We start from the raw sequence: 25,238 nt of genomic DNA, 5'->3' as shown, positions 1-25,238 counted from the left end.
AAATATCAAATTTATCTTTATACCTTATAGAATTAAGAAAGAAAATCTAGAGGTGAAAACAATGAATAGAAAAAGATCATGTGCAGCTATTATAAAGGATGACCACATTTTAATGGTTAAAGAGGTTTATCCCGATAAAACGTTTTGGACATTACCTGGAGGTGGAGTAGAAGAAGGGGAAACGTTTGAGGAAGCGGTCATTCGTGAGGTAAAAGAAGAAGTGAATTTGGATGTAGAAATAGAGAGATGTTTATTTGTCGGCACCTATAGTCACGGAGAGGAAAGATGTTACTTAGTTCGTACAGTAAATGATCGTATACCTTCTCTTGGTTTTGATCCCGAAGCTGGTAAGAAACAAACACTCTCAGAAGTTAAATGGCACTCCCTAGATGATATGAAGGATGACTTACAAGTTTCCAAAGTTATAAAGACATTAAATGTGACATTCGAAATAAAATAGGAGGGTAAGCTTTGAAAGTTTCTTTAATCGTCGCGATGGATCAGAATAGAGTGATCGGCTATAAAAATGACATTCCTTGGAGAATTCCACGAGACTGGGAATATGTGAAAAATGTAACAAAAGGGCATTCGATTATATTAGGCAGAAAAAACTTTGAGTCAATCGGTAGAGCTTTACCTCATAGAAGAAATATTATTTTAACTAGAGACAAAGACTTTTCTTTTGAAGGCTGTGAGATTGTTCATTCCATAGAAGAAGTTTTTGAATTATGTAAACAAGAAAAAGAACTATTTATTTTTGGGGGAGAACAGATTTATAAACTGTTTTTACCTTATGTGGAGAAAATGTATATCACTAAAATCCATCATTCCTTTGAAGGTGATACATTTTTTCCGGAAGTAAATGAAAAGGAATGGAAGGAAGTATCTGTTGAAAAAGGGATAAAGGATGACCAAAACCCGTATACTTATTATTATCATGTGTATGAGAGAATATAGAAAATGCCCATCCAAAAGGAAGGGCATTTTTTATAACAGAGATATAAAATCTCGAAAGGTAACACTAATGTCTTAACCTTATTATAGTCTAAAACATTTTGTCGAACAATGTCGAAAATATGGTAATTGTTTAGCTGGTTGTCTTATAGTTTTGATTATTTCGCCTATTGATCCCTTGATTTAATATAAAAATAAGCAGTAATCCATGATGTGATTGGAATAATTAAGGCAATTCCAATTCCTGCACAAAGAATGGTAATCATCTCTGCGCTAAATACCTTTGAATTAACAATTTCCCCGAAAGAATAATTTAAATCTTTAAACCATATAAGTAACCCTAAATATCCTCCAAAAAAAGCAAAAAATAATGTGTTTGTGTTTGTTCCTAGAATGTCTCTCCCAATGCTTAGTCCAAATTTATACAATGAGCTTCTACTAATGTTTGGATTATGAAGTAAAATTTCACGCATGGGAGACGAAATCGAAATTGCAACATCAGTTATAGCACCAATTGTACTCATGATGATCATGGATGCACCGATTTTCACAAAGTCTACTCCAATATACATAGAAAAGATACTAAGCTCCTCGATTTCTTCTTCACCAAAGCCTTGTGTCATAGTATGTTCTGTCACGATGATAATAAAAAACAGAAGAGTAGCTAACGTAATGATTGTTGAAAGAAAAGCTGTTTTCGTTTTCTTGTTAACTTCATTGATAAAAAACAGGGTAATGCAACTAATGATTGTACTAGCGATTAATGTTAATAATATAGGATCTGCATTTGGATCTGTCATAAAAAGAGTAGCTAAAAAGAGCACACTAAAATTTAAAAATAAAGCTATAAAAGAACGGGCCCCTTTTTTTCCACCTATAAGAATCATTAATAAAAATAATATAGCGGCTAAACAAACTAATACATTCATGATCTTATCCTCTTCTTTCGGTTAATGAACAATATAGAAGTATAGAGACCGATCGGAATCGTTAAAACAATACCAATTCCACCAGCTAGAGCTCGAGCTAATTCCAAAGAAAGATTAATAGATAAGGTATACGACAATGGTGATGAGTTTTTAAAAAATAAAATTAACATAGGAATCGCACCGCTTACATAGGCGAAAAACAAAATATTTGTCATTGTCCCCATAATATCTTTTCCGATATCCATTCCTGACTTTTTTAGTGCTCCTATCGAGATGTGATTATTTTCTTCATACAAACCATATACAGATGAAGACATGGTAATGGCAACATCCATAACCGCTCCTAATGATCCAATTAATACTCCTGCTATAAAAACGGTTTGAGGAGGTCGAGTTAAAAATTGCATTTCTTCATATCGAAGACCTTCTTCAGCTGTTAGCCACATGACAATAATCGCAATCAAAAGAGAAATAAACGTTCCAAGTATGGTTGAAATAATAGCTGCATATGTTTTACCGTTAAAGCCATTCACGAGTAGTAAAGAAATGATTGTAAACAGAATCGCACTTATGCCGCAAACGACTAGCAAACTAATTCCTGATGTATGCATATACACATCCAATGCATACGATAACAAAACGGCGTTGACCGCCAAACTAATGATCGAAAAAAGCCCTTGTTTTTTCCCGACAATAAGCAGAGTAAAGATGAAAACCCAGGCTATGATCACAACATATTTATCACGCTTTACATCTTTTATCGTTCCGGTTAAAGTTGCGCTTTCCTCTGTATCAATCGAAACAAACAATTCATCCCCAGCTTCGTATTGTGAATCAAACGCTCCTGATAATGAATACTCATTTGTTAAGGAAATTCCTTCTCCTTTATGTTCTCCGTTTTTAATCACTGCTTCTATATCCTGAGTAAAAAGCTTATCCACATTTTCGTGAAGATCGACTGTCTCTGTTGCTTCGACTAAACGGGTTTCCGTAATTTTAGCAATAGGTCGATCATAAAAAGAGTAGTTATTGTGGACAAAAAATACTGACACAATAAAGAAAAATAGTAAAAGAGTATAAAAGCTGATTTGTCTAGAAGACAAGCTATTAAATAGATCTTTCAAAAGAAAACCTCCGCTATAAACTTGTAATATGTAGTTGTCAAGCAATGGACCTAGAATAACAGGATTGTTTTTTGACCGTCAAGATCTATTCTAGACCTAATTTTAACTAGCAAAAAATTAAAAATAAGTTATTGCATTTCTTTCCATTTTATTGTAGTATCAAAATCAATCAAATACGAATTTTACTTTTGAACGCAATGATAAGGACATGAGTTACTTTAAACGGTTTCCAGAGAGGGAAGATATGCTGAGAGCTTCCTAACGCAGTAAAGTAGTTTACCACCTTTGAGCTGTATTGGGGAAAATAGTATCCAATGCCGTATATGCTACGTTACAGCACCAAAGCCATAAGTTTATTGCTTGTGGGAAATTGGGTGGAACCACGGGTTATAACACACTCGTCCCTTGTATAGGGATGGGTGTGTTTTTTATTTTTCACAAATATACAATGCTATGAAAAGGACATGAATGATATTTACGGTTTTCAGAGAGGGGAGATATGCTGCGACTCCCTAACTTAGGAAGATCATTTACCACCTTTGAGCTATATCAGGGAACATAAGTATCTGATATCGTCTAGGCTACGTTACAGCTCCAAAGCCATAAGTGTTTTTTGCTTATGGGAAATTGGGTGGAACCACGAGCAAAACGCACTCGTCCCTTGTTAGTAGGGATGAGTGCGTTTTTTTTTTAAAATAGAAAAAAGCAGTGACGAGGACATGAATGATTTTTACGGTTTCCAGAGAGGGAAGGAAATGCTGTGACCTTCCTAACTTAGGAAAATCATTTACCACCTCTGAGCTATATCAGGGAAAAGCAGTATCTGATATCGTCCATGCTACGTTACAGCACCAAAGCCATAAGTTTAATTGCTTATGGGAAATTGGGTGGAACCACGGGTTATTAAGCACACTCGTCCCTTATCTAGGGATGAGTGTGCTTTTTATTATAGTAAAGGAGTGTTTTGTCAAATGAATGTAGTAAAAATTGAATTACCAGATGGGAACATAAAAGAATATCAAAAAGGGATCTCAGTTAGTATGCTGGCTGAATCAATTAGCCCTAGTTTGAAAAAGAATGCGGTAGCAGGGAAAGTGAATGGTCATTTGGTTGATCACAGCTACAAGCTTGAACAAGATGCAAAGGTTTCTATTGTAACTCTTGATTCTGAAGAAGGTTTGCAAATTCTAAGGCACTCAACAGCCCATGTATTAGCTCAAGCGGTGAAAAGAATATATGGAGCTGTGAAATTAGGGATTGGTCCAGTGATTGAAGATGGTTTTTATTATGATATGAATCTGGAGGAGCTTAGCTTAACATCAAATGATTTAGAAAAGATTGAAAAAGAGATGGAAAACATCATCAAAGAAAACCTAGAGATTAAACGAATCGAAGTTTCTTATGATGAAGCGGAAAAGCTTTTTTCAGAAAAAGGTGAGAGCTACAAATTAGAGATTTTAAAAGATATTCCGAAAAATGAAAAGCTGTCACTATACCAACAAGGTGAATTCATTGATCTTTGTCGAGGTCCACATCTTCCATCAACTGGTTTTATAAAAGCATTTCATTTAACTCGTGTATCCGGTGCTTACTGGAGAGGAGATAGCGAAAATGATGTGCTTCAGCGAGTTTATGGTGTGGCATTTAAAAAGAAAAATGACTTAAAAGATTATCTCTATTACTTAGAAGAAGCAGCAAAACGAGATCATCGAAAGCTAGGAAAACAACTAGAGCTGTTTATGTTCTCAGAGGAAGCTCCTGGAATGCCGTTTTATTTACGAAATGGCCAGATCATTCGAAATGAACTAGAAAGGTTTTCGCGAGAACTTCAGAATGAAGCCTACTATGACGAGGTTCGTACTCCTTTTATGATGAATCAACAACTATGGGAAAAATCAGGTCACTGGGATCATTATCATGAAAATATGTATTTTTCGGAGGTTGATTCAACTAAATTTGCCTTAAAACCAATGAATTGCCCTGGTCATATGCTTATTTTCAAAAATAATCTTTACTCATATCGAGATTTACCGATTCGAATGGCTGAATTCGGTCAAGTTCATCGCCATGAGTTCAGCGGTGCATTAAATGGACTTCTTCGGGTTCGTACATTTTGTCAAGATGATGCTCATCTTTTTGTTCGTGATGATCAGATTCAGGATGAGATAAAGCAGGTGTTTCAATTAATTGATAGGGTTTATCGTACTTTTGGATTTGAGTATTCTGTTGAGCTCTCCACTAGACCAGAAGATTCTTTAGGAGATGATAAGCTATGGGAGGTTTCCGAGGCAGCTTTAAAAAATGTTCTTCAAGATTTGGAGGTCGATTATCATCTTAACGAGGGTGATGGCGCATTTTACGGACCTAAAATTGATTTTCATATTAAGGATGCTTTAAAAAGAAGTCATCAATGTGCAACAATTCAACTAGATTTTCAAATGCCGGAAAAGTTTGATCTTTCTTATATTAATCAAAACAACGAAAAAGTGCGTCCTGTTGTGATTCATCGCGCTATATTCGGATCAATCGATCGCTTCTTAGGGATATTAATTGAGCATTTTGCAGGTGCATTCCCTGTATGGCTCTCACCAATACAAGTAGAAATCATTCCTGTCTCACATGTACACATGGATTATTGCTTACAAATTCAATCGGAGCTGAAGAAAGCGGGGGTCCGAGTAAAACTTGATTCTAGCAATGAAAAACTTGGGTACAAAATCAGGGAGGCTCAGATGAAGAAAACTCCATATATGCTTGTCTTAGGAGATCAAGAAATGGCAAATGGAACAGTGAATGTCCGAAAATATGGAGATCATCAGTCGGAAGGTATATCTATTAACGATTTTAAAGAGGAAATTGTAAGGAAAATTAGTGGGCGTTGCTTATAAGGTGCACAGGCACAACATTTCGTTGTGCCTTGTCATATATATTGGGAGTTATTACATATATATTCGCCAATTTTGTGATTTTATTTGAAGATTTGATAAATATATTTGCTAGTTTTGTTCTTTTATTTGATGTTTTCAACAAAATATTAGTTTTTCGACAAAACTTCCAAAAGAAGGAATCCGCTATTTTTCATCGAATATGAACTAAATACAGATGAAAGGATGAGATGATATGATCAAAAAACCAACTGTAGATGAATATAACACGTACTTTGCAAAATACGTAGACTTAGTGCCTGAAGATGACATTTTCGCATCATTACAACAACAAAATAACGAAACAATCAACTTACTTAAGGACCTTTCCGAAGCACAAGGGTTATATAAATACGCGCCTAACAAATGGAGTATAAAGGAAGTGATTGGGCATCTCTCAGATACTGAGCGTGTTTTAAGTTTTGCGCTTCTTTGTATCGCGAGAGGGGAAGCTATGTCTCTTCATATCTATGATAAAGATGCCTACATTAAAAACGCTGACTTTAATAGACGATCTGTAAAAGAGTTACTAGAGGATTTTGCTGCTGTTCGGCAAAGCACTTTACAATTTATCAAAACACTAACCTTAGAGGATTTAGAAAGAAAAGGTACCGCACTAGATTCTGAGGTAACAGCACGTGCACTTGTTTTTATTTTAGCAGGACATGAGCTACATCATTTTAAAATTATAAAAGAAGCTTATATTGCAGCGGAAGATTTTCCATCATAATAGATACAGGATATTTTTTTAAGAAGACATATTTTTCAAAAAGAATGTGTCTTTTTTACTCTCTTTAAAATAGGAATGTCTCTTCATTGTTGCAAATACCAAGCTAAGGTAAAGTGGGGTATTATTAGTCCAGATGTTTATGGGTACACCTGATTCAATTACAGGAGAAGAATGGTTATATAAGTACTCAAAGATAAGGTTTAAAGAAGCTAAAGTAGCGGAATGGAATGATGTTAGCGGTGTTCTAAAAATAGAGTAATTGGTTCACTTCAATAGAACATGATGAAAAGCAAAGATTTTCTAATTAAATTCTCTGCTTTTTTTAATAAATAATTATTAATGTTAGGTAAATTTAGTGTAAAATAGTAAATTGGAAACTAACTTAAAATTAAGAATGGCTATTGGAGGTTTACTCATTAACATGTTTAATCACTATGAAGATCCTAATTTGAAAATCTTTTCACTAAACTCTGATCCTTCTCTATCAAAAAGAATTAGTGATATCCTTGGAGTCGAATTAGGAAAGTGTTCTGTTACTCGCTTTAGTGACGGAGAAATCCAGATAAATATTGAAGAAAGTATCCGTGGTTGTGATGTTTATATCATTCAATCAATCAGTGATCCAGTTAACGAACATTTAATGGAGCTGCTTATTATGGTAGATGCCCTTAAGCGTGCTTCAGCAAATACAATCAACTTAGTTATTCCATACTATGGATATGCAAGACAAGATCGTAAAGCAAGAGCAAGGGAACCAATTACAGCTAAACTTGTTGCAAACCTACTTCAAACAGCAGGTTCAACACGTGTGATTGCTCTAGACTTACATGCACCACAAATTCAAGGGTTCTTTGACATTCCGATTGACCACCTTTTAGGAGTTCCAATTCTTTCTCAGTATTTCCAAGATAAGAATTTAGAGGATCTTGTGATCGTTTCACCAGATCATGGTGGTGTAACACGTGCTCGTAAATTGGCCGATCGTCTAAAAGCTCCTATTGCCATTATTGATAAAAGACGTCCAAGACCTAATGTTGTAGAAGTGATGAATATTGTTGGAAACATCGAAGGAAAAACTGCGATTCTTATCGACGATATTATTGACACAGCTGGGACCATTACGTTAGCTGCAAACGCCCTGACAGAAAATGGCGCAAAAGAAGTGTATGCATGTTGTACACATCCAGTTTTATCAGGACCGGCAATTGAACGTATTCAAAATTCAAACATCAAAGAACTCATTATTACAGATTCAATTACACTTCCAGAATCCAAAAGAATAGACAAAATCGTTGAACTCTCTGTTGCTCCACTAATCGGTGAAGCAATTAAACGAATTCACGAGAAACAATCAGTAGACGAGTTAGTGCAGTAGACTTTGTTGGGGGGTGCCTGTCACTCCCCGAATTTTCTTGTTTCACAAAAAAGTTACACAATAAAAAAAACGATGCAGAATTTGTACATCGCGTTAGTTACAATAGGTATGGTAATTTAAAGATAAGTTACATATGCTAGCTATTACTGCTTTGAACTTAAAAACTCACGAATCTCTTCTGTACTAAGGCCCATTTCTCTAGCTTTGGAAATGAGTTCAACCCACTCTTGATCTAACTCTTCCATTTTCGTTTCTTCATAAACCTTCATTATGATCAACTCCAATTAATTATGATCAGAAAGGTAAGTACAGAACCTTTCAAATAGCAATGAATTTTACACCTTAAGTCCATTTAAATATAGATGAACAATTTCCTTAGCAAGCTGAACAGGTTCTTTCTGATCAGTAAATAAATAGGTAAGAGTAAGACGTTCAATAGATCCTACCAAACTTTCACTTACTGTTTTCATATCAATATCCTCTCGAAAATAACCATCTCTTTGTTCGGATAATAGATTTTCTGTTATTTGTTCAACGAGTTGCTTTTTTATTCGTTCTGCCTCTGATGAATAATAAAACCCAATTTTTGTTAAGTGTGGATTATCATAAAAAAATTGCAAGATAGCAGACAAACCGATTGCAATTCTATCAGGCAATAAAGCGGGGTCTAAACCTGTTTCAAGCCTGCTTTCCTTTGTTAGTTCTGAAAGCTTATGACGAAAAGTTTGAATTAACTCTGAAAAAATAGCCTCCTTACTATCAAAATATAAATAAAAGGTAGGTTGAGTGACTCCTGCTTTTTTCACAATCGTACTCACTTTTGTATCATAGTAGCCATATGTAGCAAATTCCTCTGCAGCTATTAAAACCAAGTTTGCTCTGCTTTCCGCACCATTTGATCCTTCCTTACGACCTTTTTTACCCATGATGTAAAAGACCTCTAATTCTATTTAAAATTATATTACTCATTAGTATTATCCAATGGAACGATTTACCTAGTCAAGAAATTTTTGGAGATTAAGTTATTTTATATTGTAATAAAAAGGAAAAAAAGAAAATAAGGAGAATATAATACAGGAACTTGGTGAGATGCATGTAATTATGATAGGAGGGGGTGCTCAGAACTTTTCAAGCAAGCACTGAAGTACTCTTTTCAACTATATAGGGGAGTGATTTTTTTGAGTATTATCTTAAATAAAGTTGGGGCCATTTTCATACCAGTAAGTGATATAAAAAAAGCTCGAGAGTGGTATTGCTCACTATTAAACTTAGAGCCTACATATGAGATTTTATTAGATCACCTTTGCTGCATACCAATGGACAATAATGGATTAAACATTGTCCTAGATAGTAAGATTTATACGAAGGATTCTTATGCAAGAACACCTATGTTTCATTTTAATACAGATGATATTCATCAAGCCTATCAGTTTATGCAAGAAAAGGGAGTGGAAATTGTGACAAACATTGAGCATGGACATTCTTTTAATATTAAAGATCCTGATGGGAATATGCTGATGATTTGTAAAATTTCATAAAAGTGGCTGAGAGGAATGAGGGGAAATGGTTGTTAACTATTTAGGAGCCGTATTTATAAGAGTAAGTAATTTAGATCAATCAATTACATTCTATTCAGATGTATTAGGCTTAAAACTGCGAGATGTTGAACAGTGGGAGAATGGAAGGGGAGCAAATTACCTGATCAGTGAACATTCTCCCTTGTTAACGTTAATTGAAACGACTGAGACGATTACTCCTCATAAGCATCCAACCTTTAATTTGAACTGTGATCATATTGAAGATCTCTATTCAAAATTAAAAGAAAAAGAAATCAAGGTAGGGGAATTGAATCATTGGTCCTCTGGTACAAATGTACATATCGATTTCGATGTTTATGATCCAGATGGTCATGCCATCAATCTTATAGAATGGCATGTCATTGAAAATGAATAGTTCTCAAGACTTGTAAAAGGGAGGGGAGATGTAGTGAAGATCGGTATGATTCGTCATGGCACAATAGATTGGAATAAAGAAGTGGAAATAAGGCTGGAGGTACTTTAATTTAGACATTGAAGAGCATAATAGTGTAATCCTTAGGGGCAATGCATTTTTGATGAAATAGTAAAAAAAACACCGAAATGTGCTTTTATTAAAAAGATGTTGAAGGAACTTGTACCAGATCTAAATACGAAACAATCTGTACAAAATACATCATTAACTTCTCTAAAAATGTTAGAAAATACGTGGAAATGTGATTTGTATCATTGTATAGAACACTTAAAACTAACTGATGCTTACTCAAATTAATTAGTTAATCAATTTTTTCTGTCTCACTTACTTAAGTAATCTTAGGTTTTGAGACAAAATTTTTCATTTTATTCAACTTCTCATAATACATATTATGTAAACTAGAATAAAAACAGATAATTAATTTTAACGGCTAGCACCTTCTTTTATCATATAGTCTTTTCTTGTCATCCTTTTTGATTTAACCAAAACCTTATGCTACCATTATCACTTATCAGATTATCTTCACTCAACTAGATATTTTTGTATATAAATTCATACATTTCGACCTATTTTCAAGAAAAAATGATGAAATCTTTACTTCTACGTTGAAAAATTGAAATATCCTTTCCTTTTTATGAGATAATACTAATAGCATCCAAAGAAAGTTGGGAAACAATGAAAAATAATAACAAATTTAAGATCGACGAAAAAGTATTTCTTAAAGCTAAAAAGGAAGTTGTTACAATCACTAACTGTAGTTATGTTGCTAACATGAAAAGATACTCTTATACATTAAAAGAGTATCCGAATACGTTTTATTTTGAAGAAGAAATGGAATCTCTATAAAGCTTACTGTTCTTTCGGCATATCCATACGATCTACAGCACTTTTTAAATCATCATTTCTTATATGTGTGTAGATCATTGTTGTTTGAATAGAGGAATGGCCTAATTGTCTTCTAAGTTTAGGTACATCATTAATCTCAGAATGATACCTCGTAGCAAATGAATGTCTTAACTTATGAACCGATAGGGACGGCTTTCCAAACGCTGCAGCATATTTTTCAATAAGCTTTTCTATTGAACGTGCTGTCAGGCGTCTGGATTTGCCTTTTGGTCCCATTGCTGCTGCTACAAATAAAGCCTTATTGCTTTTTTCCACAAGATATCGAGCTTCTCTTATTTTTAGATACTCCTGAAGATCATCCATCGCAATTTTACTGAAGTAGACATATTGTTCTTTATTTCCTTTACGAATAACACGTGCGGAAAACTTAGTAAAATCAATGTCTTCTAAATCAAGATTTACGACCTCTGAAAGACGTAAGCCTGAACCTAATATAAGTGATACAATCGCAGTATCACGCTCTTGGTTTAATCGATAAAAGTTAAAAAGCTTCTTGTTTTCTTTACAAACCTCACCATAGTCATGAGCAATAAAACGACGAAACTTTTCATACTCATCACCAATGAGGATTTTGCCCTCCATTTTGTTTGCAATCGTTTCCATACTATCCTTAAGCTCATTAAATTCAATTTTTGCCATCACATTACGCTGGATATAAGGTTTTAAGTCACGCGTTTCAGCAATGTTTTGTAAATAATTAAAAAGGGACTTTAATGCTGATAATTTTCGGTTTACTGTAATTTCTTTGTTATGTAGTTCGTATTGCAAAGCATATAAAAAGCCTTCAACTTGTTGTACTGTTAATGTTTCCAGTAAATCCAAAGGAATTTCCTTAAGATTACCGTTATAAAGTTGCTCTGAGATGATCCAATTGAAGAAAATTTTATAATCATGACAGTAATTCAGTAATGATGCTGCTGAAAGCTTTCTCCGTTTATGATCAATATATTCTTCAACATACCACGGTAATTCTTTTAGCAATAGTTGAAGCTTACGATAATGTTGTTGCTGTGATTCTGTAGCCATAAAATTCACCTCAAGACCCAAAGTTCTATAATAGTAGTTTAAATTATATCCATTATTACGTCAAATTTATATTTTACGTAATAATGTAATTTGTATAAATATGGTCTAATTAAAAGTTTTTTTAAATATGTATCTATACTACACACATTAGTTCCTTCCTTCTTCTATCTTATTTCGAAATTCGAAAGGAGAAATTATTTATGCCAGTTGTACAGTTTGTAGAAAATAATACCGTTGTGTTAACTCAGCTCTTAGAAAAACCTCCATCTGAAAACGAAAATATAAAAATTAAAGGCCGTAAAGGTAGAGTTTCTACTATTAAAATTACTGACGATAACGTTGTGTATGTTTATGTCATTTTTGATAAAGTAGTCAAAAATAACCCAGCAAATGATCCTAAGAAGAAAAAACGATAATGATTACTCTTATATGATTCATTAAAAAAAGGCGGAAACAACCTTTGTTGTTCTCCGCCTTTTTCATAAAGGTTTCTATCCCCTTATCATTAAGTATTAATTAGTTTTTCACAAGTCCGTGTGGATCAATGACATATTTTCTTGCAGCACCTTTGTCAAATTCCTGATAACCTCTTGGAGCTTCATCAAGTGAAATAACAGTGGCATTAACGGCTTTTGCAATTTGTGCTCTACCACTTAATATCGCTGTCATTAATTCCCTATGATATTGCATGACTGGTGTTTGACCTGTAACAAACGTGTGTGCTTTCGCCCATCCTAATCCAAGTCGTACCTTTAATGTTCCAATTTTTGCATCCTCATCAATTCCGCCTGGGTCACCTGTTACATATAATCCCGGAATACCAAGTCTCCCTCCTGCACGTGTAACTGTCATAATTGAGTTTAATACAGTTGCAGGTGCTTCACCAGCATTTGCTCCATGAGCTGATGCTTCAAAGCCAACACAATCCACAGCACAATCTACTTCTGGTGTACCTAAGATTTGCTCGATTTGTTCTCCTAAGTCTGGATGTTCACGTAGGTTTACTGTTTCACATCCGAAGCTTCTTGCTTGAGCAAGTCTCTCACCATTTAAATCTCCAACAATAACAACTGCTGCACCTAGTAATTGTGCAGAATGTGCTGCTGCAAGACCAACTGGACCAGCACCAGCGATATAAACAGTTGAGCCTGGCTTCACTCCTGCACTTACTGCCCCGTGATAGCCTGTTGGAAAGATATCTGATAGCATGGTTAAATCTTTAATTTTTTCCATAGCTTGGTCTTTATCTGGGAACTTTAAAAGTTGGAAATCAGCGTATGGTACCATTACATATTCGGATTGACCTCCGACCCATCCCCCCATATCAACATATCCATATGCTGAGCCTGGACGATCAGGGTTTACATTTTCACATATATGAGTGTCGCGTTCCTTACAGCTACGACAACGACCACAAGCGATGTTAAATGGAACGGATACAAGGTCTCCTTTTTTAATAAATTCAACATCGCTTCCTACTTCAATGACTTCCCCGGTGATTTCATGTCCAAGAATTAACCCCGAAGGTGCAGTTGTTCTTCCCCTCACCATATGCTGATCACTACCACAAATGTTTGTTGTAACAACCTTTAAAATAACGCCATGGTTACACTTTCGACCAACATTCAATGGATTTACACCAGGGCCATCTCTTAATACTAAGTCAGGATATCCTATGTCCTGGACCTCTACTTTTCCAGGTCCCATATATGCTACCGCTCTGTTTTTCATCTTTCACTCATCCCCTTTTTTCTTTCATTTCTTACAATTATCTATAAGCAATTTCTGTGCCAACCCGAAAGGCTAGTATTTATTTCTTTAAAAATGACATGTTTGAAAGCGTGTTCAAAAAGTGCACAAATTGTGTCCTAATTTAAGACAATCTAAAACTAAGATTTTCCTGATTATTGAAAAAATAGTATAATAGAATCAAAGAATAAATTGCCTTAACGTGTAGAGGAGGTAATAATCATAAAATGTTTACAGAGATTTTTTATGAACAGAATGATGTGATTAATCAATCTTGGAAACGTTGTCAAGAGATTGGTCTTTCTCAAACAGATCCTATTGAAAACTCAATTTTAACCGGTAAGGCCCTGCGTCAACTTATAAAAGAAAATGAGTTATTGATTAAACATGCAACTACTGTTATTAACTCACTTCCCTCTAGCTATTGTTCAAAATTAGTTGTGGTCATTGTTGACCGAAACGGGACCATCATTCATAAAGTGGGACAGCTGGATGCTTCAGGATCCACAGACTATTTATCAATAGGATCAAATTGGTCCGAAGAAAACAAAGGAACAAATGCTATGGGGCTCGCTATCTCTGCAAAAGTACCCATTATTACCCATGCTGATCATCACTTCTATGTAAAAAATCAATTTCTCACATGTGCAGCAAGCCCTATTTACTCACCAGACGGAGAACTAATTGGAGCCGTTAATATTAGTGCTAGAAAGGAATTATTCCACCCGTTTATCATATCCTTAACAACAATCATGGCTACTTCCATTCAGAATGGGTTACTTTTTGATCAAGCTTCACATGAAAAAGTGATAACCATAAAAGAGCTTGAAGCGATCACTAGCTTTTCAACAGTCCCTCTTCTCTCTCTTGATGATGATAAAAGAATTATCCGAGCAAATCAGTCAGCACGACAGCTTCTAGGCGAAGATTGTATTGGTAAGGAGTTTCACCATACATCAGGATATAAGACAAAAGTAATCTCAGATTCATTCCAAAAGCAATCAAGACTTGTTATGGCTTTTAATAAAGCCCCTAAGCAAACAACTAAGGATAAAAAATTATACACAATAACAGATATTATAGGGTCATGCCCTAAAATGAATGAAGTGAGAAAAAAGGTAAAAAAAGCGGCGTTAACAGATTTTCCTATTATCATTTATGGTGAAAGCGGGACAGGAAAAGAACTTATTGCACAATCCTTACATACCTCAGGGCTTCGAGAGGATCAGCCATTTATTGCTGTTAATTGCAGCGCAATCCCCGAAACTCTAATCGAGAGTGAATTATTTGGATATGAAAAAGGAGCCTTTACTGGAGCAAATCGTGAAGGTGTTGTTGGTAAATTTGAGGCGGCAAATGATGGGACAATTTTTCTAGATGAAATTGGTGATATGCCACTAAAGGCACAAGCAGTTTTGTTAAGAGTTCTTCAAGAAAAGGCGGTAACACGTGTAGGCGGTGTAAAACCAATCCCGATTAATACGAGAGTTATCGCTGCCACACATAAAAATCTTCGGAAAGAAATTGAAGCTGGTCGGTTTAGAGAAGACTTATATTATAGGCTTAAAGGAATCGTTATGACAATCCCTCCTTTAAGGGAACGTTCAGACCTTATTGAGCTTTCAAATTACTTAATAAAAAAGTTAGATTCTCCTTCTCTTCATCTTTCAAGTGAAGCAAAAGAAAAGCTGCTTTCTTATCATTGGCCGGGGAATGTTAGAGAGCTTAATAGTATTCTTATGCAAGCTTCCTTTTTAGTTGAGGGGAATGAAATACTTGCAAAGGACCTTGATTTTGAAACGGAGTATGAACGAACGACTGAATTGTCTGCTGAAGATGAAGCAACCCTGACCTCTTTAGTTCATTCAGAAAAAGAAGTCATCAAAAGAACGTTAGATTATGTGAGCTGGAACATTAGTCGTGCTGCTTCAATTTTAAAAATAAGTCGAAATACACTTTATCTTAAAATTAAAAAATATCATTTACAGCAATAAAAAGACTAAACCATCACTAATCTTAATAGGTAGTGATGGTTTATTTTCAGAAAGAGTAAAACCATACTCACGTCACAAAGTTTCAGACGGTAGTATGGTCTTCTTTTTATCTTTATCTATTATTTATATGCCATTGTTGCATTCACAGCTTTTTTCCAGCCGTTGTATAAGCGATCTCTTTCTTCATTTGTCATATTAGCTTCATAGGTACGGTTGATGTTCCATTGCTTTGAAATTTCTTCGCGGTCCTTCCAATAACCTACAGCAAGCCCTGCTAAATAGGCAGCACCTAATGCAGTTGTTTCCTCAATAACAGGTCTTTCCACTGAAACGCCAAGAATATCACTTTGAAATTGCATTAAGAAATTATTTTTTACAGCCCCACCATCAACACGAAGTCCTTTTAAGGTAATTCCCGAATCCGCTTCCATTGCAGTAAGAACATCCTTTGTTTGGTACGCTAATGATTCTAATGTTGCCCGAACAAAATGCTCCTTTTGTGTTCCGCGTGTTAACCCAAACACCGCTCCTCTAACGTCACTATCCCAATAAGGCGTTCCTAGACCTACGAATGCAGGGACAACGTACACACCGTCTGTTGAGTCTACCTTTTCAGCATATCCTTCACTATCGGATGCATCTTTGAACATTCTAAGACCATCCCGTAACCATTGAATCGCTGAGCCTGCAACGAATATACTTCCTTCTAAAGCGTATTCGACCTTTCCATCCAATCCCCATGCAATGGTCGTTAAAAGACCATGCTCAGATTTTACAGCTTTTTCACCTGTGTTCATAAGCATGAAGCATCCTGTGCCATATGTGTTTTTAGCCATGCCCTCTTGATAGCATGCCTGCCCAAACAACGCAGCTTGTTGGTCACCGGCCACCCCTGCGATTGGTACATTTTGACCAAAGAAGTGATAATCAACCGTATGTCCGTATATTTCCGAAGAAGGACGTACTTCAGGAAGCATTGATTTTGGAACAGTTAAGATATCTAATAACTCATCGTCCCATTTTAATTCATGGATATTATACATTAGCGTTCTTGACGCATTTGTGTAGTCAGTTACAAATGCTGCTCCACCAGTTAGCTTCCAGATGAGCCATGTATCAATTGTACCGAACATTAAATCTCCTTTTTCTGCTTTTTCTCTTGCGCCGTCTACATGATCTAGTATCCATTTTACTTTCGTGCCTGAAAAGTAAGCATCGATTAAAAGACCGGTTTTTTCTCTGAATAAGTCATTATATCCTTGTGATTTTAATTCCTCACAAATTCCAGAAGTTTGTCGTGATTGCCAAACAATTGCATTGTATATAGGAAGTCCTGTTGTTTTATCCCATACAACTGCAGTTTCACGTTGGTTTGTAATCCCTATACCCGCAATCTGCTCCGGCTTCACATTCGTTTCAGATAAAACTTGCGCAATAACGGATAAGATAGATCCCCATATCTCATTAGCGTCATGCTCAACCCATCCTGGCTTTGGAAAGTGCTGAGTGAATTCCTTTTGTGATATATGAATGATTTCTCCTTGTTTGTTAAAAAGTATAGCTCGTGAGCTTGTTGTACCTTGGTCAAGTGATAAGATATATTTTTCCATTAGAATTTCTCTCCCTTTTTAAATGATCTTTATTTTATATTAAACAGATGCTTTTGTATGAGAAGAAACAGTCGCATCGTGTCCTTTGCTTTTTGCGAATGCTGTAAGAGCAATAATGACCACTATAGCAGTACATACCCAAAATGCTGCACTGCCTTCACCTAAGAAAACTTGCTTATAAAAAAGTGCCCCATAAATCCCCCCAATTATTGGACCAACAACTGGGATCCATGCGTAACTCCAGTTTGAACTTCCCTTGCCTGCAATCGGTAACAAGAAGTGGGCAATTCTAGGTCCCAAATCACGAGCTGGGTTGATTGCATAGCCTGTTGTACCACCAAGTGAAAGACCGATTGCTAAAATTAAGAAACCAACAATTAACGGATTAAGACCTTCAGTAAATGAATTAGAGCCAATTGTAAGTAAACCAAGTACTAAAACAAATGTTCCGATTATTTCACTCAAGAGATTAGCTGGAGTAGACTTAATCGCTGGGTCTGTTGAAAATACGGCCAACTTAGCACCCTTGTCTTCTGTTGCTTTCCAATGTGGGAGATAGTGAAAAAAGACAATAACTCCACCAATAAATGCACCAATCATCTGGGCGAAAATGTAAGAAGGTACATCACTCCAAGGAAAATCTCCAATCGATGCTAAGCCTAATGTAACCGCTGGATTAAGATGTGCTCCACTTATCTGACCAACAGCATAAACACCAAATGTTACCGCCATAGCCCAACCGAATGTAATCACTATCCATCCGGAGTTCTCTGCTTTTGAATTTTTTAGTACAACTCCTCCAACTACTCCTCCCCCGAAAATAATTAAAATCATCGTACCAACGAGTTCCCCTAAAAAAGCTGTCATGATATTTCCCCCTTATTCCGTAAGTAGTTTACCTTTTGTGATAGAGCTACTTGGTAAAAGAACATAGAAAAATCCACAGCAAACACCCTTAAAAATAAAGGGATTGCTGTGGATCTCCGATTCTCCGTCACAAGATATAAACTTAATTATAAGTTAATCGATATTGAAAGCGCTGTCAATAACTATTTGTATGATTCTTCATTTTCATCCATGTATTGGTGTGTAGTGTTTCCATAACTCCTTGTTTGAAGTAGTAACAGCTTTTACACCTGCATGGATCGCGCTTTCTACATCTTGTGTTGTTCGGATAAATCCTCCAGCAAAAATAGGTATTTTCACTTTTAAATGAACTTCCTGTATAATTTCAGGGATAATCCCAGGTAATAGTTCGATATAATCTGGCTTTGTTTTTTCAATTAAAGCACAGCCTTTACTCAGTGCACTACTATCTAACAAAAATAAACGTTGAATAGCAAGTAAACCTTTTTCTTTAGCTTTTGAAATCACATTTGCTCTTGTTGAGATAATCCCTTCTGGTTGAATTTGATGACATAGGTAGTCAAGGCCATAATCGTCCGCTTTTAGGCCATGTATTAAGTCAGCATGCAAGAGTACTTTTTTCTTATGTTGTTTAGCCTTTGTTGTGATGTTCTTCAAATTTCCAATGTGTAGATCAAGCAAGACAATATATTCATAGGGACTATCTAATAATTTCTCAAAATCCTTCATGTTTCGTAAGGCAGGCAAAATGATTTGATTGTCTAATGTCATATCCAACATCCTTATTTTTATTTTCAAAGAAAAATGTTTGTCAGATATTTCTTATCAACATAACAGCTACAATTCTAGCGTGTTTCATCAGTTAAAAATGCTTCAAGAGCAAGTAATGCTTCCTCTTCATCATCGCCATCTATCATCACACGAATTGATTGATTTTTTTGGATAGAGACTCCCATAAGATTCAAAATGCTCTTGGCATTTACCTTCTTTGTCTCTATGTTGAAATAAACAGTGCTTTTAAAAGTATTCATTAATTTTATTAATTCTGCCGAGGGCCTTGCATGAAGACCGTTTTCAATTTTAATTTTTATTTCTTTTTCAATCATATCTTGCGCTCACTCCTGACCCTTTCTTATCGTGTGATTTTTTGCAGTTGTTTTGCCCCCTCTGCTGCCTCAATCACCTCCTGAAGAGAGCCTCCAATACCGGCCTCTACAACCGCTGCAAATCCTCCTTCAACAAGCGGTGCGTCAGCTAGCCGAATCTTAGATTGATTTTTATCTAGCAACTCTAATGCTAGTTCTGCGTTTATTAAAGCACTTCCTAAATCAAAGAGAATCACAATTCCTTCTTCAGTATAGATAGACTCTATTGCTTCCTTAATATCAAACGCATTTGTTCCAATTCCTCCATCTGTTCCTCCGGAGATAGCAATCGAAACGTCTGGCTGAACTTGCTGCAGCAATTCTCTTAATCCAGTTACAAGGTGATAACTATGTGAGATTAATAATAATCCTACTTTACTCATCAAAATCTTCTCCTTCTAATACGTTCGCTAATGCTTCAAATAGATAGCAGGAGGATGCCGCACCTGGATCAATATGTCCAATAGATCTTTTACCAAGATAAGCAGCACGACCTTTTTTCGCTTCTAAGTTTTTGGTTGCTTCCTTCGTTTTTTCTGCGAGTTGAGCTAGATCATTTGGGTGTAAGCTATCTCCTTGTTCCATCATAAATGTAACAACAGGCTCCCAGACGTCAATCATTGTTTTATCTCCTATTTGAGCATTACCTCTGAGTTTCAGCCCTTCCAAGGAAGCATTAAATGCTTGGGCTAATTCAGATATAGTAATAGACTCCTTATCTTGAAAAATAGGAGAGGCTTTTATAAAAGCTGTTCCATAAAGAGGACCAGAAGCACCACCAACTTTCGAGATAATTGTCATCCCAATCTCTTTAAATAAAGTAGAGAGGTCCGGGTATTCCTTATTTTCGATTTTATTCATAACCTCTTGAAAACCTCTTGCCATATTTAACCCATGATCACCGTCACCAATCGCTAAATCTAAATCAGTTAAATCGTGTTTATGATCTTGTATTTTTGAATTTAAAATCATCATCCAGTGCTTTGCTTTTGGTACATCGAATTCCATGATATTACGTCCTTTCTCAGTTATTTATTACCTTTCTTAGCGCTTAAAAGCCAATGTATTTGCATGAGAATCAAGTAACTCCATTAGTTCTTGATCGAGTTTAAGAACAGATATGGAACAACCTGCCATTTCTAATGCTGTCATAAACTCACCAACAAAAGTGTCATAAATCTCCACATGTTGTTCATCTAAGATACTCGCGACCTTTTTGTTAAGAATATAAAGCTCCATCAAAGGTGTTGCGCCAAGACCATTAATGAGAACAGCTACTTTATCATTTTGTTTTATGTTTAAATCATCCAGAACTTTTGTTAAGAGAGTTTCAGCAATAGTATTTGCTGTTTGAATAGAGGTTTTTTCAATACCTGGTTCACCATGGATTCCCATCCCAATTTCAATTTCATTTTCTCCAAGAGAGAAGCCTGGCTTACCAACAGCCGGGATGGTGCAGGGCGTTAAGGCCATACCCATTGATCGAACGTTATCAATCACTTTATTTGCAATAGCCTCTACCTCTTCTAGCGTTGCCCCTCTCTCTGCGGCAGCACCTGCGATCTTATGAACAAGAACAGTACCAGCAATACCACGTCTCCCTGTTGTATATGTACTGTTTTCAACAGCTACATCATCATTCACTACTACTTTGGCAACATTTATTCCCTCTGCCTCTGCTAATTCAGCAGCCATTTCAAAGTTCATTACATCACCTGTATAGTTTTTAATAATCAATAACACTCCAGAACCGCTATCAACAGCTTTAATCGCTTCAAAAACTTGATCAGGTGTTGGAGAGGTGAATACTTCTCCAGAAACCGCACCATCAAGCATTCCAACTCCTACGTAACCAGCATGTGAAGGCTCATGTCCACTTCCACCTCCGCTTACTAAACCTACTTTTCCTTTAACAGGAGCATCTGCTCTGACAAGGACTGTTGTATCTGGTAATAACTTAAGTTTATTAGGATGTGCAGCAACCATTCCCTCCAGCATTTCTTGAACAACTGTATTGGCATCATTAATTAATTTCTTCACTTGTATTCCTCCTTTATTGATTTTCAGTTAACCTAATTGCAAGTTCCATGCCAACAAATAAAACGCTTATTTGTAAGCGTTTTAAAATGTTTATAGGGGGAAATTGGTAAAAAGTATCAAGTATTTTGATATTTTTTACCAAGTAAGTGCTCTAAACCATATTTCCTTATTTTTTTTGCTGCTGTTTTATGTGTAATTCCTAATGCATGAGAAAGCTGATTATAGCTAGGGTAATATTGACATGCATGAGTGAATATTTGCCTTTCATATTCATCGAGCGTAAGAATGTTACTTGCTTGTAAAAGGTCTAGTTTTTGAGAAGCAGAAGATCTCTCTTCTTTATATATATAATGGGGCAAATCTCTAATTTTCAAGAAATCATCCTCTGTTAGATTAAAAAGCCTTTCAATGATGTTTTCGAGTTCGCGAATGTTTCCTGGCCAATGGTAGTTCGATAATATCTCAATTAAACCATGTTCAAATCCGTTGATATTTTTTCCCAAGTGTTGATTAAAATGTTCACGAAAATGCTCAATTAAGAGAGGAATGTCCTCTTTTCTTGATCGTAGCGGTGGTAAATGAATGGGAATTACATTTAATCGATAATACAAATCCTCACGAAATTTTCCTTCTTCTATCATTTTCGCTAGGTCTCTGTTTGTGGCTGCAATAACCCTGACATTGATTTTAACCGGCTCGAAGCCACCGACACGGTCGACTTCCTTTTCCTGCAGAACTCTTAACAGCTTTACTTGTAAATCCAAGTTTAAGTCACCAATTTCATCGAGAAAAATAGTTCCGTTATCAGCTAGTTCAAATTTTCCTCGATGTACCTTGTAAGCACCTGTAAACGCACCTTTTTCATGGCCAAAAAGCTCACTTTCGATTAAATTTGGTGAAATGGCAGAGCAATTGACCCGGATATATGATCGTTCACTACGATCACTTGTCTCATGGATGGCTCTTGCAACAAGTTCTTTTCCTGTACCGCTTTCACCTGTTATCAGTACAGTTGAATCTGTTTTTGAAACCTTATTAGCCATAGATAGGGATTCTAATAGAACTTCACTATTTCCAATGATTTTATTAAAAGCAGAATTCAGTTTTTGATGTTTTGATAATTCTCTCTCTAAATACTTCGTTCTTTCCTCCATTAGCTCTAGTTTTTGTAAAAGAATCTTTATTTCATCCAATGGACTTAATGTTACGACAGTACCGCGAAAGATTTCATCAAATATAATTGGGTTAATTTTTGTAATATATGTTAATTGATGATTCACTTGGATAATTTTCATAAAAGGTTCAGGGCATTTTTGATGTGACTTCCAAAGGTTGTCACCGATAATCGATTGAATTTTTTTCTTTTTTTTATTCTTGATCAGCATTCCATCCATTTCATCGTTAATAAAGATAAATTCTCCTTTTTCATTTGTTAGGGCAATTAAATCTGAAACGGATTGTAAGACAAGATCTAGTCTTTGTTGTAACTCCTGAACTTCTTTGAGCTCTTTTGTTATTTTTTCTAAGTTCGATATATCCTGAAAAACGGCCACTGCACCAATGACTTTATCCTGAAAAATTAGAGGAGATCGATTGGTTAGTATCGTATAATGATTTATTTTTTGCTTTTGAGCGAATTCCGGTTGACCCGTTTTCATGATGGTATGTAGTCTTGATTGAGGAATAACAGCATTAGCTTTATGGTTATAGAGTTCATTTGGAGGTTTTTCGAGTAGTTTTACAGCAGCATCATTAACATATGTAATCACATTGTCACGATCAACTACAACCACTCCATTTGGAAGTTTTGTAAAGGCCTCTTGAAGAATATAGGAGTTTTCCATCATCATGAGGTCAGCTTCCATTTCTTTTACATTCTCAACATCCTTTTCCTCAAACAGCTCAACGATTTGATTTGCTACATGTGGCGGTATTTCATCGGCACATGTTAGCAAAAACTCTTCACCTTGTTCAATTTTTAAAGAAACCAAGGAAAGTAGATTGTTCGCTTGAACTTTTTTATCCTTATAAATCACATGGCTGTTTTTAATTGCTTCTTTATCCTTTAAAAGCGATTGTAGAGTAATAATAAATGTAGCAGCAAGGCGAATATGTAAACCATTCTTTTTTTGAACTTTAAGTGATAGCGTATACATCGCATCACCCTCCAGTCTTTCGCTTTTACTAGTTTAAAATATTACTACATATTCATTTCTATGTACTTCCAATTAATCCTTTATAAATAGAATGAAAAGTTCTTTCTTCTTCTCATGTATTTTGTTTGTCCCTATCTTTCAAATTGTGCAATAATATACTCGTACGAAAATAAGAATAGTTCTTGGAGGAATTTTCATGGTAGAGCATATCGTTATCTTCAAATTTAATGATTCAACAACAGTCGAACAACAAAACGAAGCGATTCAAAAATTAACATCTCTTAAGAATGAAATTAGCGGGATTGTTGATATTCAAGCAGGGGTAAATTTTTCTGACAGAAGTCAGGGATTTGAATTAGGTTTAACGGTACGTTTTGAGGATAAGCAAGCTCTTGAACAATATGGACCACATGAAAAGCATCAGGAAGCTGTTGCGTTTCTAAAGGAGATTGGTTTAACGGATCTAATTGTCGTTGATTTTGAAATCTAATAAAAATGACACACTTTTAACGGTGTGTCATTTTTTCTTACCAGGAAGAAAGCTTGGAAATAGCCTGTTTTCCGAGTAAATATCCTCCGATTGCATAGGCCTCTCCTCTGTCCTGTAAGCTTTCTAATGCTGGTTGATTGTCATAGATATCTAGCTGATAGGCTTGATACTTCGGTTGCTGTTGAAACGATTCCGTTAAATAAGCTGATGCTTCATCAAGCGCATCTTTCCCGCGATTCATAACCTCGTAAAATGAAACAAATCCATGCATCACACCATTATACCTAACCGCATTGACTGGTGTTCCATTTGCTGCTAACACTTTCCCGTATGCTTCTCCTTCATCTCTAAGCGGATCAAATTCTGCTGTAATAATGAATGCAGGAGGAAGATCATGAAGATTTTGAGCTTCAAGAGGTGATGTATAAGGATTTGACCACATATTTTCCTCTGGTGTATAGTTTTTCCGCGCCTTTTCCATTACACTCCTTGAAATTAAATAGTAGCCGCTATCATATAAACTTCTTGATGAAAAAGCAACATCTTGAAATGTGGTTAACGGGTAAAAAAGCGCTTGTGAGGTAATGGATGGACCGTTTCGGTCACGTGCCATCATCGTCACAACTGTTGCTAGATTTCCTCCGGCACTGTCACCTGCAACTGCAATTTTACTAGGATCTCCATTAAAAGAACTTGCGTGTTGAACAGCCCAAAGCAATGCTTCATAGCTATCCTCCGTAGCGGTTGGGAAAGGATGAGTGGGGGCTAATCTGTATCCGACTGAGATTACAACGTTTTGTGTGTTCGCAGCGAGCGCACGGACAATATTATCGTGTGTGTTAATGTTTCCGTACCCTTCTAAAAAAGCACCGCCATGGTAGTAAATAATAATGGGATGTGGTCCGCCCTTTTTAGGTTGATAAATTCTGATTGGGATCTTCTCCCCGTCTGACATAGGGATGGATGTTGTTGTACGAGTATAGCTTGGACTACCAGAGCTTGAGAATATTTTAGGTGCTTTCATATCTGATGTGACTAGTCTTTGATCAACAGCATGAAGAAGGACAGCTGTTTTTGCAGGTACCTTCCCTGCTTCTGTATGACTCCAATATTCAACAGCTCCTATAACACCTATACAGCATAATAGAAGGAACACTACAAATGATAGAAAGATTTTTCTAAGACGTTTTTTCATGTTGATGCTTTTGT

The 25,238-nt window shown here is 35.8% G+C and carries 26 protein-coding genes and 3 other annotated features; of the genes, 11 read left to right on the top strand and 15 right to left on the bottom strand.

The window, feature by feature from the left end; all coding sequences use genetic code 11:
- Positions 1-61 precede the first annotated feature (61 nt).
- A complete protein-coding gene (locus tag D9842_RS06205) occupies positions 62-460 on the top strand; it encodes an NUDIX domain-containing protein (RefSeq protein WP_162987324.1) in 399 nt (132 codons plus the stop codon).
- An 11-nt stretch (positions 461-471) separates the two neighbouring features.
- A complete protein-coding gene (gene dfr, locus D9842_RS06200; protein ID WP_121661757.1) occupies positions 472-957 on the top strand; it encodes a DfrD/DfrG/DfrK family trimethoprim-resistant dihydrofolate reductase in 486 nt (161 codons plus the stop codon).
- Between the two features lie 164 nt (positions 958-1,121).
- Here dfr and D9842_RS06195 read toward each other — a convergent pair whose 3' ends face one another.
- Both D9842_RS06195 and D9842_RS06190 read right to left on the bottom strand, forming a co-directional pair.
- The gene (locus D9842_RS06195; RefSeq protein WP_121661756.1) at positions 1,122-1,883 is read right to left on the bottom strand and encodes a YibE/F family protein; all 762 of its coding nucleotides are present in this window, start codon (positions 1,881-1,883) and stop codon (positions 1,122-1,124) included.
- Positions 1,880-3,007: a YibE/F family protein gene (locus tag D9842_RS06190; protein WP_121661755.1), complete on the bottom strand. Its 1,128-nt coding sequence runs from the start codon at positions 3,005-3,007 to the stop codon at positions 1,880-1,882. The genes D9842_RS06195 and D9842_RS06190 overlap by 4 nt, the downstream gene beginning before the upstream one ends.
- 188 nt (positions 3,008-3,195) lie before the next feature.
- Positions 3,196-3,416: a binding site (T-box leader), on the top strand.
- 35 nt (positions 3,417-3,451) lie between these two features.
- Positions 3,452-3,672 (top strand) — a binding site (T-box leader).
- 34 nt (positions 3,673-3,706) lie between these two features.
- Positions 3,707-3,931 (top strand) — a binding site (T-box leader).
- Positions 3,932-3,978: 47 nt separating this feature from the next.
- Here D9842_RS06190 and thrS point away from each other — a divergent pair.
- From thrS to D9842_RS06170, 3 genes are all read left to right on the top strand, one after another.
- Positions 3,979-5,895 carry a threonine--tRNA ligase gene (thrS, locus tag D9842_RS06180; protein ID WP_121661754.1) on the top strand — a complete coding sequence of 639 codons (1,917 nt, stop codon included), beginning with the start codon at positions 3,979-3,981 and terminating at the stop codon, positions 5,893-5,895.
- Between the two features lie 232 nt (positions 5,896-6,127).
- Complete coding sequence (locus D9842_RS06175) at positions 6,128-6,661, top strand: DinB family protein (RefSeq protein ID WP_121661753.1); 534 nt, start codon at positions 6,128-6,130, stop codon at positions 6,659-6,661.
- A 421-nt stretch (positions 6,662-7,082) separates the two neighbouring features.
- Positions 7,083-8,036, top strand: coding sequence for a ribose-phosphate diphosphokinase (locus D9842_RS06170; protein ID WP_121661752.1), 954 nt, complete (start codon positions 7,083-7,085; stop codon positions 8,034-8,036).
- A gap of 143 nt (positions 8,037-8,179) precedes the next feature.
- Here D9842_RS06170 and D9842_RS06165 read toward each other — a convergent pair whose 3' ends face one another.
- Positions 8,180-8,305 carry an anti-repressor SinI family protein gene (locus D9842_RS06165; RefSeq protein WP_121661751.1) on the bottom strand — a complete coding sequence of 42 codons (126 nt, stop codon included), beginning with the start codon at positions 8,303-8,305 and terminating at the stop codon, positions 8,180-8,182.
- 66 nt (positions 8,306-8,371) lie between these two features.
- Positions 8,372-8,962 carry a TetR/AcrR family transcriptional regulator gene (locus D9842_RS06160; protein WP_121661750.1) on the bottom strand — a complete coding sequence of 197 codons (591 nt, stop codon included), beginning with the start codon at positions 8,960-8,962 and terminating at the stop codon, positions 8,372-8,374.
- 252 nt (positions 8,963-9,214) lie between these two features.
- Here D9842_RS06160 and D9842_RS06155 point away from each other — a divergent pair, with 252 nt between their 5' ends.
- The 3 genes from D9842_RS06155 (at position 9,215) to D9842_RS25700 (ending at position 10,892) form a co-directional block, all read left to right on the top strand.
- Entirely contained in the window at positions 9,215-9,574 is a 360-nt protein-coding gene (locus D9842_RS06155) for a VOC family protein (protein WP_121661749.1), read from the top strand.
- Positions 9,575-9,599: 25 nt separating this feature from the next.
- Positions 9,600-9,989 (top strand): VOC family protein, encoded by a 390-nt coding sequence (locus tag D9842_RS06150; protein WP_121661748.1) that lies wholly within the window; start codon positions 9,600-9,602, stop codon positions 9,987-9,989.
- 732 nt (positions 9,990-10,721) lie between these two features.
- Positions 10,722-10,892: a hypothetical protein gene (locus tag D9842_RS25700; protein WP_162987323.1), complete on the top strand. Its 171-nt coding sequence runs from the start codon at positions 10,722-10,724 to the stop codon at positions 10,890-10,892.
- Between the two features lie 3 nt (positions 10,893-10,895).
- On the opposite strand, the gene xerS is transcribed toward D9842_RS25700, so the two are convergent.
- Complete coding sequence (xerS, locus tag D9842_RS06145; RefSeq protein ID WP_121661747.1) at positions 10,896-11,978, bottom strand: tyrosine recombinase XerS; 1,083 nt, start codon at positions 11,976-11,978, stop codon at positions 10,896-10,898.
- A 200-nt stretch (positions 11,979-12,178) separates the two neighbouring features.
- Here xerS and D9842_RS06140 point away from each other — a divergent pair, with 200 nt between their 5' ends.
- On the top strand, positions 12,179-12,394 hold the full coding sequence (locus tag D9842_RS06140; RefSeq protein WP_121661746.1) for a hypothetical protein: 216 nt from the start codon (positions 12,179-12,181) through the stop codon (positions 12,392-12,394).
- Positions 12,395-12,494: 100 nt separating this feature from the next.
- Here the strand turns inward: D9842_RS06140 and fdhA are convergent, their stop codons facing one another.
- Positions 12,495-13,709 (bottom strand): formaldehyde dehydrogenase, glutathione-independent, encoded by a 1,215-nt coding sequence (gene fdhA, locus D9842_RS06135; protein WP_121661745.1) that lies wholly within the window; start codon positions 13,707-13,709, stop codon positions 12,495-12,497.
- Between the two features lie 245 nt (positions 13,710-13,954).
- Here fdhA and D9842_RS06130 point away from each other — a divergent pair, with 245 nt between their 5' ends.
- Entirely contained in the window at positions 13,955-15,721 is a 1,767-nt protein-coding gene (locus tag D9842_RS06130) for a sigma-54-dependent Fis family transcriptional regulator (protein WP_121661744.1), read from the top strand.
- A gap of 119 nt (positions 15,722-15,840) precedes the next feature.
- Here the strand turns inward: D9842_RS06130 and glpK are convergent, their stop codons facing one another.
- The 8 genes from glpK to D9842_RS06090 all read right to left on the bottom strand — a co-directional run bounded on the left by glpK (position 15,841) and on the right by D9842_RS06090 (position 23,539).
- A complete protein-coding gene (gene glpK / locus D9842_RS06125) occupies positions 15,841-17,331 on the bottom strand; it encodes a glycerol kinase GlpK (RefSeq protein WP_121661743.1) in 1,491 nt (496 codons plus the stop codon).
- Between the two features lie 39 nt (positions 17,332-17,370).
- Positions 17,371-18,198, bottom strand: coding sequence for an MIP/aquaporin family protein (locus tag D9842_RS06120; protein ID WP_121661742.1), 828 nt, complete (start codon positions 18,196-18,198; stop codon positions 17,371-17,373).
- Between the two features lie 204 nt (positions 18,199-18,402).
- Positions 18,403-18,969 carry a glycerol-3-phosphate responsive antiterminator gene (locus D9842_RS06115; RefSeq protein WP_121661741.1) on the bottom strand — a complete coding sequence of 189 codons (567 nt, stop codon included), beginning with the start codon at positions 18,967-18,969 and terminating at the stop codon, positions 18,403-18,405.
- A gap of 74 nt (positions 18,970-19,043) precedes the next feature.
- The gene (locus D9842_RS06110; protein ID WP_121661740.1) at positions 19,044-19,304 is read right to left on the bottom strand and encodes an HPr family phosphocarrier protein; all 261 of its coding nucleotides are present in this window, start codon (positions 19,302-19,304) and stop codon (positions 19,044-19,046) included.
- Between the two features lie 26 nt (positions 19,305-19,330).
- Positions 19,331-19,726 carry a dihydroxyacetone kinase phosphoryl donor subunit DhaM gene (dhaM, locus tag D9842_RS06105; RefSeq protein ID WP_121661739.1) on the bottom strand — a complete coding sequence of 132 codons (396 nt, stop codon included), beginning with the start codon at positions 19,724-19,726 and terminating at the stop codon, positions 19,331-19,333.
- On the bottom strand, positions 19,719-20,351 hold the full coding sequence (gene dhaL / locus D9842_RS06100; RefSeq protein ID WP_121661738.1) for a dihydroxyacetone kinase subunit DhaL: 633 nt from the start codon (positions 20,349-20,351) through the stop codon (positions 19,719-19,721). Before dhaL ends, dhaM begins: the two co-directional genes overlap by 8 nt.
- 36 nt (positions 20,352-20,387) lie before the next feature.
- Complete coding sequence (dhaK, locus tag D9842_RS06095) at positions 20,388-21,383, bottom strand: dihydroxyacetone kinase subunit DhaK (protein WP_121661737.1); 996 nt, start codon at positions 21,381-21,383, stop codon at positions 20,388-20,390.
- A gap of 116 nt (positions 21,384-21,499) precedes the next feature.
- Entirely contained in the window at positions 21,500-23,539 is a 2,040-nt protein-coding gene (locus D9842_RS06090) for a sigma 54-interacting transcriptional regulator (RefSeq protein ID WP_121661736.1), read from the bottom strand.
- 196 nt (positions 23,540-23,735) lie between these two features.
- Between D9842_RS06090 and D9842_RS06085 the strand changes: the two genes are divergently transcribed.
- The gene (locus tag D9842_RS06085) at positions 23,736-24,029 is read left to right on the top strand and encodes a Dabb family protein (protein ID WP_121661735.1); all 294 of its coding nucleotides are present in this window, start codon (positions 23,736-23,738) and stop codon (positions 24,027-24,029) included.
- A 37-nt stretch (positions 24,030-24,066) separates the two neighbouring features.
- On the opposite strand, the gene D9842_RS06080 is transcribed toward D9842_RS06085, so the two are convergent.
- Positions 24,067-25,224, bottom strand: coding sequence for an alpha/beta hydrolase (locus tag D9842_RS06080; protein WP_121661734.1), 1,158 nt, complete (start codon positions 25,222-25,224; stop codon positions 24,067-24,069).
- Positions 25,225-25,238: the final 14 nt, after the last annotated feature.

This window comes from Metabacillus litoralis (genome assembly GCF_003667825.1).
Classification (GTDB): Bacteria; Bacillota; Bacilli; order Bacillales; family Bacillaceae; genus Metabacillus; species Metabacillus litoralis_B.
Note: the sequence above shows the minus strand (reverse complement) of the source record. Positions and strands in the feature narration are given on the sequence as shown.